Annotated in this window: 14 protein-coding genes and 2 pseudogenes; 9 read left to right on the top strand and 7 right to left on the bottom strand. The window is 52.4% G+C overall.

Annotated elements, in window-relative coordinates; all coding sequences use genetic code 11:
* Positions 1 to 28: 28 nt before the first annotated feature.
* The 4 genes from tig to A7P97_RS07435 all read left to right on the top strand — a co-directional run bounded on the left by tig (position 29) and on the right by A7P97_RS07435 (position 3,387).
* Positions 29 to 1,333: a trigger factor gene (gene tig, locus A7P97_RS07450; protein ID WP_067529744.1), complete on the top strand. Its 1,305-nt coding sequence runs from the start codon at positions 29 to 31 to the stop codon at positions 1,331 to 1,333.
* A gap of 97 nt (positions 1,334 to 1,430) precedes the next feature.
* Positions 1,431 to 2,051, top strand: coding sequence for an ATP-dependent Clp endopeptidase proteolytic subunit ClpP (gene clpP, locus A7P97_RS07445; RefSeq protein ID WP_067529743.1), 621 nt, complete (start codon positions 1,431 to 1,433; stop codon positions 2,049 to 2,051).
* 318 nt (positions 2,052 to 2,369) lie between these two features.
* Complete coding sequence (locus A7P97_RS07440; protein ID WP_067529742.1) at positions 2,370 to 2,726, top strand: STAS/SEC14 domain-containing protein; 357 nt, start codon at positions 2,370 to 2,372, stop codon at positions 2,724 to 2,726.
* Between the two features lie 4 nt (positions 2,727 to 2,730).
* On the top strand, positions 2,731 to 3,387 hold the full coding sequence (locus A7P97_RS07435) for an acetyltransferase (protein ID WP_067529741.1): 657 nt from the start codon (positions 2,731 to 2,733) through the stop codon (positions 3,385 to 3,387).
* Between the two features lie 90 nt (positions 3,388 to 3,477).
* Here A7P97_RS07435 and A7P97_RS07430 read toward each other — a convergent pair whose 3' ends face one another.
* The 3 genes from A7P97_RS07430 to guaD form a co-directional block, all read right to left on the bottom strand.
* On the bottom strand, positions 3,478 to 4,689 hold the full coding sequence (locus tag A7P97_RS07430) for a nitrate/nitrite transporter (RefSeq protein WP_067529740.1): 1,212 nt from the start codon (positions 4,687 to 4,689) through the stop codon (positions 3,478 to 3,480).
* Between the two features lie 173 nt (positions 4,690 to 4,862).
* Complete coding sequence (locus tag A7P97_RS07425) at positions 4,863 to 6,101, bottom strand: MFS transporter (protein WP_067529738.1); 1,239 nt, start codon at positions 6,099 to 6,101, stop codon at positions 4,863 to 4,865.
* Positions 6,102 to 6,192: 91 nt separating this feature from the next.
* Entirely contained in the window at positions 6,193 to 7,494 is a 1,302-nt protein-coding gene (gene guaD, locus A7P97_RS07420; RefSeq protein ID WP_067529736.1) for a guanine deaminase, read from the bottom strand.
* A gap of 304 nt (positions 7,495 to 7,798) precedes the next feature.
* Between guaD and A7P97_RS07415 the strand changes: the two genes are divergently transcribed.
* The gene (locus tag A7P97_RS07415) at positions 7,799 to 8,314 is read left to right on the top strand and encodes a MarR family winged helix-turn-helix transcriptional regulator (RefSeq protein ID WP_067529734.1); all 516 of its coding nucleotides are present in this window, start codon (positions 7,799 to 7,801) and stop codon (positions 8,312 to 8,314) included.
* Between the two features lie 117 nt (positions 8,315 to 8,431).
* On the opposite strand, the gene A7P97_RS07410 is transcribed toward A7P97_RS07415, so the two are convergent.
* On the bottom strand, positions 8,432 to 8,962 hold the full coding sequence (locus A7P97_RS07410) for an inorganic diphosphatase (RefSeq protein WP_067529732.1): 531 nt from the start codon (positions 8,960 to 8,962) through the stop codon (positions 8,432 to 8,434).
* A gap of 396 nt (positions 8,963 to 9,358) precedes the next feature.
* On the opposite strand from A7P97_RS07410, the gene glmM reads away from it, so the two are divergent.
* The 4 genes from glmM to A7P97_RS07390 all read left to right on the top strand — a co-directional run bounded on the left by glmM (position 9,359) and on the right by A7P97_RS07390 (position 14,017).
* On the top strand, positions 9,359 to 10,690 hold the full coding sequence (gene glmM / locus A7P97_RS07405) for a phosphoglucosamine mutase (protein ID WP_067529730.1): 1,332 nt from the start codon (positions 9,359 to 9,361) through the stop codon (positions 10,688 to 10,690).
* 27 nt (positions 10,691 to 10,717) lie between these two features.
* Complete coding sequence (locus A7P97_RS07400; RefSeq protein ID WP_067529728.1) at positions 10,718 to 11,398, top strand: DedA family protein; 681 nt, start codon at positions 10,718 to 10,720, stop codon at positions 11,396 to 11,398.
* A 114-nt stretch (positions 11,399 to 11,512) separates the two neighbouring features.
* Positions 11,513 to 13,141, top strand: coding sequence for an FAD-dependent oxidoreductase (locus A7P97_RS07395; RefSeq protein ID WP_067596342.1), 1,629 nt, complete (start codon positions 11,513 to 11,515; stop codon positions 13,139 to 13,141).
* A 249-nt stretch (positions 13,142 to 13,390) separates the two neighbouring features.
* Complete coding sequence (locus tag A7P97_RS07390) at positions 13,391 to 14,017, top strand: DUF4189 domain-containing protein (RefSeq protein ID WP_067529725.1); 627 nt, start codon at positions 13,391 to 13,393, stop codon at positions 14,015 to 14,017.
* A 68-nt stretch (positions 14,018 to 14,085) separates the two neighbouring features.
* On the opposite strand, the pseudogene A7P97_RS09770 reads toward A7P97_RS07390, so the two are convergent.
* From A7P97_RS09770 to truA, 3 genes and pseudogenes are all read right to left on the bottom strand, one after another.
* Positions 14,086 to 14,211, bottom strand: a pseudogene (locus A7P97_RS09770) (N-(5'-phosphoribosyl)anthranilate isomerase); the annotation flags it as partial.
* A gap of 18 nt (positions 14,212 to 14,229) precedes the next feature.
* Positions 14,230 to 14,476: pseudogene (locus A7P97_RS09765) on the bottom strand (glutaredoxin family protein).
* Positions 14,477 to 14,486: 10 nt separating this feature from the next.
* Positions 14,487 to 15,296, bottom strand: coding sequence for a tRNA pseudouridine(38-40) synthase TruA (gene truA, locus A7P97_RS07385; RefSeq protein ID WP_067529723.1), 810 nt, complete (start codon positions 15,294 to 15,296; stop codon positions 14,487 to 14,489).
* Between the last annotated feature and the right edge of the window lie 141 nt (positions 15,297 to 15,437).

Below are 15,437 nucleotides of genomic sequence, written 5' to 3'. Positions count from 1 at the left end.
TGATTAACACCAAAACAAGGTCTTACGAATGAGCGTAACTATTGAAAAACTGGAAGGTCTCGAACGCAGCCTGCAACTGGAACTGCCCTGGGCAGACATCGAAGCAGCCGTACAAAAACGCCTGCAGGCCACTCAAAAACGTGCCCGTGTAGACGGCTTCCGCCCCGGCAAAGCCCCGCTGCGCATGATTGAATCCATGTATGGCGCGGGCATCCGCGACAAGGTTTTAAACGACAGCCTGCGTCACAAATTCGGCGAAATCGTGGATTCCGAAGACATCCGTCTCGCCGGCCTGCTCGCTTTTGATGCCGTTGAAGCGCAAGACGACGAAAAAGTATTCAAAGTAAACGCCCGTTTCGAAGTGTTCCCCGAAATCACCGTGGGCAGCTTGGCCGACCAGGAAATCGAAAAAGTGGTATGCGAAGTGGGCGAAGCGGAAGTGGAAAAAACCATCGACATCCTGCGCCGTCAGCGTACCCGCTTCAACCGCGTGGAACGCGAAGCCAAAGACGGCGACCGCGTAATCATCGACTTTGCCGGCACCATCGACGGTATCCCCTTCGAAGGCGGCTCCGCACAAAACTACCCCTTCATTCTCGGCCAAGGCCAGATGCTGCCTGAATTTGAAGCCGGCATCCAAGGCATGAAAGAAGGCGAAACCAAAGACGTGAGCGTAAGCTTCCCTGCCGACTACCATGGCAAAGAAGTGGCCGGCAAAACCGCCGTATTCGCCATCACCCTGCGCAACGTAGCCGAAGCCGTGCTGCCGGAAGTGGACGAACAATTCGCCAAAGCTTTGGGCATCCAAGACGGCGACGTGCCCAAAATGCGCGAAGAAGTGAAGAAAAACATCGAACGCGAAGTAACCCGCCGCATAGAAGCGCAAACCAAAGACAACGTAATGAAAGCCCTGCTGGACGTTACCCCTATCGAACTGCCGAAAACCTTGGTGCGCGAAGAAACTGCCCGTATGGTTGCAAATGCCCGCCAAAACCTGGTGAACCAAGGCATGAAGCCGGAAGATGTAGATTTGGCCGACAGCCTGTTTACCGAGCAGGCCGAACGCCGCGTGGCACTGGGCCTGATTTTGGCCGACTTGGTAGGCAAGCACAATCTGCAGCCGACCGACGACCAAGTTAAAGCCGTGGTACAAACCTTCTCCGAAAGCTACGAAGACCCGCAAGAAGTAATGGATTGGTACTTCGCTGACCGCAGCCGCTTGGAAGGCCCGATTTCTATGGCCGTAGAAGCCAATGTTGTAGATTATGTGTTGGGTCAGGCCAAGGTAAACGAGAAAAAACTGAGCTTCGACGAAGTGATGGGCCAGCAGTAATTCAGGCTACCTGAAACTCGTTGCAAACAAAGCACCAAGGCCGTATCCGCCGAGGTGCTTTTTGCCCAAATTATCCCTTATAAACGCGAGGAAACCCATGAATCCCACAATCGAAAACAACTATCTGGTACCAACCGTTATCGAACAGAGCGGCCGGGGCGAGCGCGCCTTCGATATTTACTCCCGCCTCTTGAAAGAGCGGATTATCTTCCTGGTGGGCCCGGTAAACGACCAAACTGCCAACCTGGTGGTGGCGCAGCTGCTGTTTTTGGAAAGCGAAAACCCCGATAAAGATATTTTCCTCTACATCAACAGCCCCGGCGGTTCAGTTTCTGCCGGCATGTCGATCTACGACACCATGAACTTCATCAAGCCCGATGTGTCTACCCTGTGCCTCGGCCAAGCCGCCAGCATGGGCGCGTTCCTGCTTTCCGCCGGCACCAAAGGCAAACGCTTCGCCCTACCCAACAGCCGCGTGATGATTCACCAGCCCCTGATCAGCGGCGGCTTGGGCGGCCAGGCTTCCGATATCGAAATCCACGCCAAAGAGCTGCTCAAACTGAAAGCCAAACTCAACCAGCTCTTGGCCGAACATTGCGGCCGCACGCTGGACGAACTCGAACGCGACACCGACCGCGACAACTTCATGTCGGCCGAAGAAGCCCAAGCCTACGGCCTCATCGACCAAGTATTGTCCAGCCGCAGCGACATCAAATAACCATCGGCTTAATCTATAGCAAGCCAAATTGACTTTCCGATACAAGGCGGTGAGCCGAAGACAGTACAGAAGTACGGCAAGGCGAACCAACGCTGCAGCGAAAATTAAGTTGGCTTGCTATAAAAGGCTACCTGAAAGCAAACCGAGTGAACTTTCAGATAGCCTTTTTGCCGCCCGCATACAGCGCATTCATTGCGGCAATACAAACCCATGCCATAGCAGTTTGCCGGCAATTTCACTATAATCAGCAAACGCCCACAGCGTGCCGGTATCACTCCCACCCCCTCGCGGGAAACCCATCTCAACAGGAGTTCTGCCATGATTTCCATCCGCCAACAAAACTACGGCCTCAACGTTGCCCTCTACAACGAATTCACCCTTGAAGACTTCAAAACCATCGAAGCCGCCATCCTCGAGTGCCTCCAACGCGTACACCGCCCCGACCTCCTCCTCGACCTATCCCTGTTGCGCGACTACACCATCGACATGGCTACCGAACAACTGCGCTTCCTCAACAACCACGACAACGACTTCGGCCGCATCGCCATCGTCACCAACGACCTCTGGATACGCCTCTCCGCCCATATTTCCAGCCTACTCACCCGCCAGCATCCCAAATATTTCAACGATGCCGCCGAAGCCCAGAAATGGCTACTTGCCGACGGCAGCCGCTAACACCATGAGCCAGCCACAAACCCCGCTGCGCGCCCTCCTGCTGCACGGCATCCATATGCACGCCTGGGTGATGCTCCCGCTCGCCTGGCAACTGCGCCGCCATAATATCCACAGCCGCTGCTTCGGCTACTACAGCATCGCCCAAACCCTGCCCCAGCATAGCCGCCGCCTCGCCGAAGCCGTCCGCCGCCACTACCAACAACACCAAGAACCGCTGCACTTCATCTGCCACAGCCTCGGCGGCCTCGTGTTGCGCCGTTTCGCCGCCGACTACCCCGAACTGGTACGCGGCCGCAGCGTTACCCTCGCCACCCCGCATCTCGGCAGCGAAACCGCAAACCGGCTGCACCACTACGCCCCCGCACTTATCGGCGGTGCCTACCAGAACGGTCTAGACGGCAATCTCCCGCCCTGGCCGCCCCAGCTCGAACTCGGCTGCATCGCCGGCAACCATCACCTAGGCGTCGGTCAAATCATCGGCTTGCAAGGCGAAAGTGATGGCACCGTCCTCCTCTCCGAAACCCGTCCCGCCAACTGCCACGACTACCTCGTCCTACCCGTCAACCACTCCGCCATGCTCACCGACCCCACCGTCGCCCGGCAAACCGCTCACTTCCTGCGCCACGGCCGGTTTGAATATGCGGCAGCTGCGGATAAGTAATGGTAAGAGTCTGTCTAATTTGAGTACCACCATGGAACAACCCCTTGTGTTGGTTATTCATCACAAGGGGTTTGCATCATCATATCTAATTTATTTGGCTGCTTTCTTCCCAAGCAAAATATAGCAAGAGGTCGTTGCCAATAAAATAAAGAATACGGGAAGCAATATCTGCCTCATACTGGCTGCTGGATAGAGATTTAATAGGTAGCCTGGTATAGAAACCAAAATTGCACCAAATAAAAATTGACTACCATTCACCAGTGCTGCTGATGTGCCAACATGATTGGCATCAACCAATGATGCGGCAATTGCAAATGGCAACATAGATGCTCCAGTAAAAATACCGAACAAGAAAAGAAGGGGAGTAGACTGCCATGCATTAGTTTGCAAACAAACCAAGATTGCCAAAGTAACCGTTTGTCCAATCAGCCCTATTCCAAGAGCTTTTGCATTACTTCTTAAAAAATTACTGATATAACTGAACAACGGCGAGCCTATCGCCAAACCCAACCAGCTCATTGCTACTGCCAAATGCGCCTGATTTTGGCCAATTCCATAAGATTGCAGCAATCGGCTACCCCATACGATACTGAAACTGAGCATCGACCCAAAAGAAACCGCTCCAATAAACATAATAAATAAAACTTTTTTTTGATGAATTGTCTTAAGCAAATCAACTATACAACTCTTAATAACAGTTCTGGCTGTTTCGATACGCAATGGCTGAAAATTTAATTCTTTTGGATTATCAAGCAAAATCGCCATCAATAGAATCATAATTCCACCCAATACAGAAAAACCAATAACAACATCACCCCATGGCAGATGCTCCAAAACTTTAATAAATACCAACTGGATCAAACAAGCTGAAACCGATGCTACAAACTGAACCCATGAGAACATTAATCCATATTTTTCACTGGAAAACCAAATTCTGCCCACAAATCCAGCGCCAATAAAGCCAAATGAGCCTCCTAATGCCACAAAAATCTGTGCTAATACAAACCCCAATAACGATTTAGACAGCACAAACAACACCAAACCCATCGTTAAAAACAGACAAGCCAATGGGATTGCTGGTTTAACACCTGTTTTATCCAAAATACTACCTGAAAATATCTGAAAGAACGCAAAGAAAAAAGTATATGTTGCGCTGATCAGGCTCATCTCTGTAGCACTCAAGCCTAATGTTTCAGATATTCTTGGGTTAATAACCGCATATCCTGTCTGAAAGCCAAAAATCAAAATGACATAGCTGACGGCTAAAATCCAACAAAGCCACGCTTTTTTACTGGCAAACATAATAGTTCCTTTAAAAATTCCATAATTGGTACTTTACTGCCCACTCAAACAGGCGGCATCAGGAAAGACTAAACGTTGGGTTGAGATAATGAGGAAGGGAGGGAATTAGCTGTTTTCTTGCAAATTCAGGGGAATAGTTTCTCTATCCCCCTGAATCTATTTTATTTATCTATTTATTGCTGCTTCGGGAAACTTTCTTTAATCCAAAGCAGTGCAATAATCAAGGCGACGGCCAATGCAATCAGGGTAGGTTGCAGAGCGGCTTGGTAGTCGGCCAATGTTTCCTGAGTGCCAGCCAACATCTTACCAGGCAAGCCCATCAAAATACCACCTGCGATAAACATAGAACCGTTTACGATAGAAGATGAAGTACCGATTCTGTGCGGGGGTACGTTGTCTGACGCAGCAGTGAAGTTCAGCATATGGCCGGCATTGCAGAAACCGAAGATAAAGTACAAAACCATGGCGATTGTAGGAGTTACATCGATGTACATCGCACCGGCTAACACAAGCATCTGCACCATGGTAGCAATCGTAATTGGCAATTTACGTGATTTGGTGGCATTAGAGATGCGGTCGATCAATGGGCTGCCCACAGCCAGCCCCAGCCAGAGGCAAGCAGTAGCGTGGTTGGCGGCACTGGGATCCATCCCATGGGCAATCAACAATTTCGGACCCCATACCACACCCAAAGCGAGGATGGTACCAAACACAATTGCACCTTGAATGCTGATGGCCCAAATCTGACTCTTCTTCAACACCTCAACAATAGATTGCAATACAGAGGAAACAAATTCACCAACAGAGCTTTTCGGGCTTTCCACAGGGGTGGGGTTGCACACGAACATCATAGCGGCAACCAGCAACAGTACACCGAAAATACCGAAACCAGTGATGATGGTGCGCCAGTCCCAATTAGCCAAGGCGAAGTCGAAGCCAGTTTGACCGAAAGCGGAAGACAAGGCGGCTACGAGCTGTACCAAGCCGAACATCAAGCCGAATTTAGCCATACCGAACCAAACACCGCCAACATAGCCCGCGCCCACAAAGCCAGCACTAGAGCCGATAGCCAATACAACTTGTGACAAGAGCAGCATTTCAAAGCTCTGTGCAAAAGCAAACAGGAACACACCAATAATTACCAAAGTAATGGCAGGAATTAGGATTTTCCGGCTACCTAGCTTATCCAGCAGAGCACCAGAGAACATTTGCGCAATAGCGAAAGTCCAAGTGTAGGTAGCGGCAATCAAACCGACTTGATCAATACTCAGATTCAGCGCTTTGGATACGCTGTCGTTAACGATGGCATATCCCGTTTGCACGTTGAACAGCCACACCACAAATAATACGGCAATAACCCAAACGATCCACGCTCTTGTACCGCCGAGTTGAAATTCAGTTTTGTTACTCATGATCAATACTCCAAAAATCCGATTTAACTAAAAAATCGCTTTCAGGTAGCCTAATGATTCAAGAAACCCCTAATAGGCTACCTGAAACACATCAGTTGGCACGATAGACTTCTTTACCTGCAACATATGTGGCAGCAATAGCGCGGTCATCACCCAAAGTCATTTGGATAAACAACGCCTCTTCCAAATCTTTGGCATATTTCATGCGATAGTCGATAATCGGTGTAGATTTCAAATTTAATACCGTTAAATCCGCTTCCATGCCTACAGCAATCGTGCCAATTTTATCTTGCAGACCCAACGCTTCGGCTGTGCCACGACTGGCCAAGTAGAAACTATGAAGAGAGGTATATGGCGTACCGTTCATTTGCGCTGCTTTATAAGCTTCATTCATGGTTTGCAACATGGAGAAGCTGGTGCCGGCACCTAAGTCAGTTGCCAGACCAACGTGGACAGGACGGTTTTTATCCCGCAGTTTTTTCACGTTTAAGCAACCTGACCCTAAGAAGAAATTAGAAGTTGGGCAGTGTGCAACAGCAGCACCAGTCTCACTAAATACACTTAATTCCCGATCAGTTAAGTGGATTCCATGACCATAAATCGCCCTCGGCCTAACCAATCCGTATTGTGCATAAGCATCTGTATAGTCTTTGGCTTTCGGACATAAATCTTTCACCCAAGCCACCTCATTCACATTTTCAGAAACATGCGATTGAATGAGCATATCCGGATTTTCCGCAGCTAACGCCTGCATCATTTCCATCTGTTCTGGTGTAGAAGTAGGCACAAAACGGGGGGTAATCACATATTCGGCACGCCCCTTGTTATGCCATTTTTTAATTAGGGAAGAAGATTCATCATAGGCACGCTGCGGTGTATCCAATAATGCTTCCGGTGCATTCCTATCCATGCAAACCTTACCCGCCATAATCCGCATATCGTATTTTTCCGCTTCTTCAAAGATGGCATCTACCGATTGCGGGAATACTGTGCAATAAACAGTAGAGGAAGTAACACCATTTCTAAACTGCTCTTTCAAAAATACTTTTGCCACTTCACTGGCGTGTTCTTTATTTTTGAACCCCTGCTCGGCGATGAAGGTGTAGTTGTTTAGCCAGTCTAAGAGCTGTTCGCCATAGGCACCGATGATTTCGGTTTGCGGGTAGTGGACGTGCGAATCGATAAAGCCGGGGATGATGACGCTGTCGGTGTAGCGTTTTACTTCCACGCCATCCAACTCAGGCAAAATATCTTGTGCACGGCCAACTTGGGTAATTTTCCCTCCTTCCATCACAATTACAGCATCAGATTCATATACCAAGCATTCATCCATTTCATGAAAAAATGGGTCTTTTTTGAATGTAAGCATCGCACTTCGGATAGCGGTTTTCATAGTTTAATCCTTTTTAAAGCGTATGAAATAGTTATATGTTTCCTATGCAAAGATTACTTTAAAGCCATACAGCCAATAAAGTTTCATATGAAATATCTTTGCATGAAAATATTTTATATGAAATAATAATACGCCGCAATCCAGCATAAGGACTTTTAAAGAAAACCTTGATAAAATTTGATATATATCAAATTTTATTTGATATAATTCCTATTTTCACCTCGATGGCTTGCAATCTTGCATTTTGGATAAATCTTTGTATTAATATATGATTTTATTAGATAACCGAATATTGGGGTAAATAATGACTCAAGCAGAATCAAAAGAAGTAATTGATGTTGTTGACTATATAACCGACCACTGGAAGAAATTTGACCACCGCCTAGATACCTCAGGTACAGAAATCATCGGCAGGATTATTCGGATTGGTTCGATTATTTCTCAATTAGTAGATGAAAACTTGGCCAACTATAAACTAACAGTTGGCGAATTCGATGTATTGGCAGCATTGTTACGAGAGCCAAACCAGACATTGACACCAAAACAGATACAAGATCTAGTATTGATTTCATCTGGCGGACTAACCAATAGAATCAATAAACTAGAGAAAAAAGGCTTAGTACAGCGGATTTTAAACCCAGAAGACAGGCGAAGCTGGTTAATCAATTTGTTGCCCAGGGGTGAAAATCTGATAAAAAAAGCCGTCCCTTCGCACTTAAACATAGAAACCACGGCAATAAAAAACCTATCTTTTCGAGAGTATCAGCAGCTCCGTGACTTATTGATCACTTTGTCCGGGGACTTGGAAAAGGATAAATAAGCAACCATCCTTCACCAAATCAGGCTGCCTGAAAAAACAAAAACCCGCTGTTCTCTTATTCAGAACAACGGGTTTCTATTTTTCAGGTAGCCTCTTCAGCCAGCCTCTAGCACACGGTTATTGTGCTTTCCAACGGGCTTGTGATTCGCGGATAACGGCTTTGGCTTCTTCAATGTCGCCCCAGTGGCCAACTTTGGTGCTGCCGGGTTTTTTCAGGTCTTTATAGTGGTTGAAGTGGAATTCGATTTGCTTGATCAGCTGCGGCGGCAAATCAGCCAAAGTCTTGATGGCATTGCCGTTGTGGCGGTCGTCGGCAGGCACCACCACTACTTTGTCGTCCACTTCGCCGTCATCTACAAATTTCATCACGCCGATCACTCTGGCTTCCATGTAGATGTCGGTGGGCAGCGGCAGATCGGTAATAATCAGGGCGTCGAGTTCGTCGCCGTCTTCATCGAGGGTTTGCGGGATGAAGCCGTAGTTGGTGGGTTTGGCGAAAATCTGCGGTTCGATGCGGTCGAGTTTCATTGCGCCGATTTTGCGGTCCCATTCAATTTTCTGGTTGGAGCCTTGCGGAATTTCCACCACTACATTGATGATGCCGCCGTCTACATCGCCGGCGTCAAGAATTTTATTGAAGTCTGCCATGGTTTTTCCTTCTGTGCTTGAACGGTTTGAAAGACCCGATTATAGCGGCCATCGCTGGCATAATCTATATATAGCCGTTCTAAACAGGCAATAATCCCGCCTTAGCCTGCTTCGCTGTAACACATGCACCATTCAGGCAAAGGCTACCTGAAAGCAAAACTTCAACGAATCAAAATATAGCGCGAGTTTCTGCGCCGCTCAAATTTTTCAGGTAGCCTTTGGGCTGGATATAAACTTCATTGCCGAATGCTTTGCCGCCTACTGATTGCCGCCATTCAAATGCCTTTTGCGCCGTAGGTTTGCCCGATTTAACCGCCTCAATGCTAGCATAAGAAGGAGTGCTGCTTTACAATTCACTCATTCGGCCTGCAAGCGGCTACTACAAAGGATTTCGCGATGGCAAAAAAATATTTCGGCACAGACGGTGTGCGCGGCGAAGTGGGCAAATTTCCGATTACGCCCGATTTCGTATTGAAACTGGCCTACGCCGCCGGCCAAGTGCTGACCCAGCACGACGATGAAATCAAACCCACCGTGCTCATCGGCAAAGACACCCGCATCTCCGGCTATATGTTGGAAACCGCGCTGGTGGCCGGTTTTACCGCTGCCGGCGTGAATGTTATCCAAACCGGTCCGCTGCCCACCCCGGGCGTGGCCTATCTTACCCGCGCGCTGCGTCTCTCTGCCGGCGTGATGATTTCCGCCTCCCACAACCACTATGCCGACAATGGCATCAAATTCTTCACCGAAGACGGCATGAAGCTTTCCGATGAAATCGAGCAGGAAATCGAACAGCAGCTGGAGCAGGAAATGCACACTGTTTCCTCCGACCACCTCGGCCGTGCCAAACGCGTGAGCGGCGCAGACGACCGCTACATCGAATTTTGCAAATCCACCTTCCCCGCCAATATGGACTTACGCGGGCTGAAGCTGGTGGTGGACACCGCCAACGGCGCCGGTTATCACGTGGCGCCTAAAGTGTTCCACGAGCTGGGTGCAGACGTGATCGAAATCGGCAATCAGCCCAACGGTTTCAATATCAACCATAAATGCGGCGCCACCTACACCAAAACCCTGCAAGCCGCCGTGCTGCAGAACGAGGCTGACTATGGTATTGCGCTCGATGGCGACGGCGACCGCCTGATGATGGTGGACAAACAAGGCAAAGTGTACGACGGCGATTCGCTGATTTACGTGATTGCCCGCGCCCGCCATAAAGCCGGTTTGCTGGTTGGCGGCGTAGTCGGCACGGTGATGACCAATATGGCGATGGAGCTGGCCTTGGCGCAGCTCAAGATCGAATTCTACCGTGCCAAAGTGGGCGACCGCTATGTGCTGGAACAGCTGCACCAACGCGGCTGGCAGCTGGGCGGCGAAGCCAGCGGCCACATCCTCTGCCTCGACAAACACAACACCGGCGACGGCACCATTGCCGCACTGCAAGTGCTGGCCGCGCTGCAAACGCTGGATCAGGATTTGGCCGCCGCCGTAGATTGGCTGCCCTTCCCGCAAACCATGATTAACGTGCGTATCAGCAAAGGGCAGGATTGGCAAACCGCCTCCACCGCCGAGCTGCAGGCCGTGGAAGCCGAACTGGCCGGGCACGGCCGCGTGGTATTGCGCGCCTCCGGCACCGAGCCCGTGGTGCGCGTGATGGTGGAAGCGCGCGACACCAAGCTTGCCCAGCACTGCGCCGAACGCATTGCCGCAAGCATCCGTCAAAAATAACAGCAACTAACAGGAACACCCACAACCATGCTGGATATTCTAGAAGCCCTGTTCACCCAATACGGCTACGCCGCCGTATTCGTGGTGTTGGTTGCCTGCGGTTTCGGCATCCCCATCCCCGAAGACATCACCCTGATTGCCGGCGGCGTGATTTCCGGCCTCGGCCACAGCAACGCGCACATCATGGTGGTGGTGGGCATGATCGGCGTGCTCACCGGCGACGGCATGATGTTCCTGCTCGGCCATTTCTACGGCGACCGCATCCTCAAAGCCCGCTTCGTCCAACGCCTGATGCCGCCGCAACGCTATCTTCAGGTGCAGGAAAAGTTCGACAAACACGGCAGCTGGGTATTATTCGTGGCCCGTTTCCTGCCCGGCCTGCGCACCCCCATCTTCATCACTGCCGGCATGAGCGGCCGAATCTCGTTTTGGCGCTGGCTGATTATGGACGGCCTCGCCTCCCTGATTTCCGTGCCCGCCTGGGTGTATCTCGGCCACTACGGCGCCGCGAACAAAGACTGGCTGCTCATGAAAGCCCACCAGTTCCAGCACATCCTTTATGTGATCATCGGCATCGGCGCACTGGTGCTGTTCTACTTCTGGCAGCGCAAACGCCGCCGCCGCCAATTTTTCCACGCCAAGCTGCAGGAAATGCGCCAGAAACGGCAAGCCGAACACAGCAAACAGCAAAATCAATCTGCCGAATAGCATTGCTCCGCATCTTGTTTTTCAGGTAGCCCTAATTGATAAAGGCTACCTGAAAACATATAAACTATCAGACTTCTGCCCGCCACCGGCCTACCCCCCAAGGCTACCTGAAACATGAAACTCACCCGCCGCCAACTGTTCGGCAGCGCCGCCGCCCTCACCGCCGCAGCCGCAGCCTCCCGCCTAGGCCATCAATACCTCCACCGCCTGCCTCCCGTGCGCATCCGCCGCATCGGCCTGCCGTTCGGCCACGAGCTGCGCAACGGCCAAGTTTCCCTTGCCCCCCAATCCGAACACCGCTGCCACACCCTTATCCTCGGCAGCGGCGCCGCCGCCCTCTCCGCCGCCTGGCATTTGGCCAAACACGGGCAGCGCAACTTCCTCCTCGCCGAAGGCATCGAGCGCAACGGCAACAATGCCGCCTATGTTTCAGGTAGCCTTTCTGCCCCCTCCGGCGCGCACTATTTAGCCCTGCCCTCGCAGGAAAGCGTGTATGTGCGCCAACTCTTATCCGACCTCGGCATCCTGCTCGACGGCATCGACCGGCCCGAGCCCCTGTATCGCGAAACCGATTTGGTTTATGCCCCCGCCGAGCGCCTGTATTACCAAAACCGCTGGCAATATTCCTTGCTGCCGCAAGAAGATGCCGACAGCCGCCGCTTCCACGCCCTCATCGAAACCCTGCGCCGCGCCCGCGGCCGCGACGGGCGCAAAATCTTCGCCATCCCCATCGCCCATTCCTCCGCCGACGAAGCATGGCGCCGCCTCGACCAAACCACCTTCGCTGCCTGGCTCGAAAAAGAAAACTACCGCTCCCCCAGCCTGCTCTGGTATCTCGACTACTGCTGCCGCGACGACTACGGTCAAGGCATCGCCCAAGTATCCGCATTCGCCGGCCTGCACTACTTCGCCGCCCGCGGCCACACCAACGAAGCCGTGCTCACCTGGCCCGAAGGCCTCGCCCACCTTTCCGAAGCCATCCGCCGCCATATCAGCCTGCAAAATATCGACAGGCTACCTGAAACCGCCGAGCTTACCTTTTCCCAACCCGCCGCCGTCAACGCCTCCGCCCTGCAAATCAGCGAAACCGATGAAGACGTTGCCGTTATCCTGCGCCACAACCAAAGCGGCCGCACCGCCCTCATCCGCGCCCAAAACGTTATCTGCGCCATGCCCCTGATGATTGCCGCCCGCATCATCGCCCAGCCCCAGCGCTACGGCTTCTCGCCCGACCTGCCCGCCTACGCCCCCTGGCTGGTGAGCAATTTCGTGCTCAACGGCTTCCCCCGCGAAGCGCAGCGCAGCGAATTGGCGTGGGACAACGTGGTGCACGGCACACAAGGCCTCGGCTACGTCGTGTCCACCAACCAGCTTATCCGCACCGCCAAACCCGAGCACACCATCTTCACCGCCTACACCGCCCTCAACCACGACAGCCCGCAAAGCATCCGCCGCTGGCTGCTCAAAGCAGGCGAAGAAGAGTTGCTCGCCCACGCCGCCCAAGACCTCGTCCCAATCTACGGCAGCCGCTTCTGGCAACACGTCGCCTCCGTAGACATCGGCATACGCGGCCACGGCATGAGCTCCCCCGCCCCCGGCTACCTCACCCAACCAACCCTGCTCCAACTGCGTCAGCACCACTCCCGCCTCACCTTCGCCCACAGCGACCTGAGCAGCTACTCCGTGATGGAGGAAGCCGTTTACTGGGGCGTGGAAGCCGCCAAAAAAATCCTGCCGCGCTGACGATGGTATAGCCGCAGGCGTAACCCAATAAAAGGTAGGCCGGGCATCCATGCCCAACTTACGGCTACGATAGAAACCAAGCCGGCAATGCCATCCCCAATCGCCATACACGAAAAGGCTACCTGAAAACCATATTATGGTTTTCAGGTAGCCTTCAAGCAGCGGGATAGATGTTTACAATATCTTGTTTTTTGTTACAATCCGATTATCGGCAATACCCTTTCCTCTTTTTAAAATAGGAGCGGCAAGATGAAAAAAACAACGATGATGAATACGGCGGCAGGTACATTGGCGGTGCTGATGTTGGGCAGCGCTGGCTTGGTTTTGGCACAACCCACGCCGGCGCAAATTCAGCAACAAGAGTTCCAGCGGCAGCAAAACGAACTCGGTATGTATTACCAACAGCAGCAGAATAATCAGCGAGCTGCTCCGCGCAGTCCTTCCGCTGCCGAAGTGGACGCTTGGCAGCGGCGCGAAGCACAGGTGCAATCACGTATCTCCCGTTTCCGCGCCACACCGTATTGGATGGCGATTGCCTATGAGATTCCAAACCGTCGGGTGATGTATGCCGGCGGCTACCGAACTGAAGCCGAAGCAGTGGCGGAAACCACCCGACAATGCGGACGTGGCCATACCTGCCATCTCGTGGCCACCTTTGCCAACACCTGCGCCATGTTTGCCTATCCCGACAACGGCCCGAACAAGCCTTCCGACATCTTCGTAGGCAAACACCCGGATAGCCAACAAGCTATCGTTCGGGCTGTGCGAGCCTGCGAAGCTGTACACGGCTACGATAAATGTAGCTATATCGATGTGCAGACAAAAACAGGCAATACTTTCTGCTCCGGCTACGAGTACGGCATTTACCAGAAGTGATCGCTACTATGAAAAGGCTACCTGAAAAATTTTCAGGTAGCCTTTTCATTGCCCGCATCACTTATCAATCATGCCTCGCGCGCCAGCCGCACAAAGCGCTCCATCAGTTCCCTACTCTTCACCCCTGGAGCCTGCTCCACCCCGCTGGACACATCCAGCCAAGCAGCACCGGTTTGCCGCACGGCAGCAGCTACGTTGCCCGGGTTTTCCCTTCAGGTAGCCTTTGCATTTTGCAGCACCGCCAGCAATTTGGCTTCATCGAAATGCCAATGGCAGATTTCCTCGCCCCTCATGCTGCAACACCTGCACGCGCTCGTTATAATGCGCTTCCTGCTCCGGATCTTCATCCACATCAAACACCTGCAACTCAAAACCATATGCCGCCTGATACGGCTGCTGGGTGAAGCGCATTTGGTGGCACAGGCTGCAATATTCGCGAAACATTAAAGTTAAAACCATCTGATTCTCCTCACCAATCGGGAAACAGCCAGGCGGGCGGCGGCGGCGTGGCCACGCCGAATTGCGGCGGATAGTCGATACCGGTGAGATACAGCCCGTCGGGCATAAAAGTGGGCGGTGCGAGCTTGCGGCTGCGGGCGGCCAGCAGCCCGGCAAAACCGTCCACACTCAACTTACCGCACCCCACATACACCAGCGCGCCCATCAGGTTGCGCACCATGTGGTGCAGAAAGGCATTGCCGTAGAAATCCACCGCCATCAATTCCGGCATGCCGCACAAAGCTACACGATACAAGGTTTTCACCGGCGATTTGGCCTGGCATTCGGCAGCGCGGAAGCTGGAAAAATCGTGCTCGCCCACCAAAAGCGCGGCAGCTTGGCGCATAGCATCCATATCCAAGGCATAATGTGCCCACCCCGCACGCCCCACCAACAACGGCGAGCGCACCGGCGCCGACTGCAACAGATAACGATAACGCCGCCCGCAGGCATCGAAACGGGCATGAAACTCCGGCGCCACATCCTGCACCCGCCACACGGCCACGCCCTTGGGCAATAGCGCGTTCACGCCGCGCACCCAGGCCTGATCCGGCCGCCGCGCGGCAGAATCGAAATGCACCACCTGCGCGGTAGCGTGCACGCCGGTATCGGTGCGCCCGGCCGTTACCACGCTGATGCGCTCCTGCGCCAACTCGCTCAAAGCAGCTTCCAAGGCGCTTTGCACGGTGGCAATGCCGTCTGCCTGCTTCTGCCAGCCGAAAAAACGGCTGCCGTCGTAGCTGACGAATAAGACACGTCGTTTGATGGGAGATGGATTCATATTTTTCAAATTAATTGGTTTTTTAGTGGCTTAAAATCTAAGAATGAGACAGGGCAGCAAGCCGCAGATAGCAACGACAGTGCAGCAAAGCAAGCCAACGCAGCAGCATTCTTAATTGTAGTTCACTATAGCTTCGTTGCA

Origin of the sequence: Eikenella sp. NML070372, assembly GCF_001648415.1 — a bacterium.
GTDB lineage: Bacteria > Pseudomonadota > Gammaproteobacteria > Burkholderiales > Neisseriaceae > Eikenella > Eikenella exigua.
Note: the sequence above shows the minus strand (reverse complement) of the source record. Positions and strands in the feature narration are given on the sequence as shown.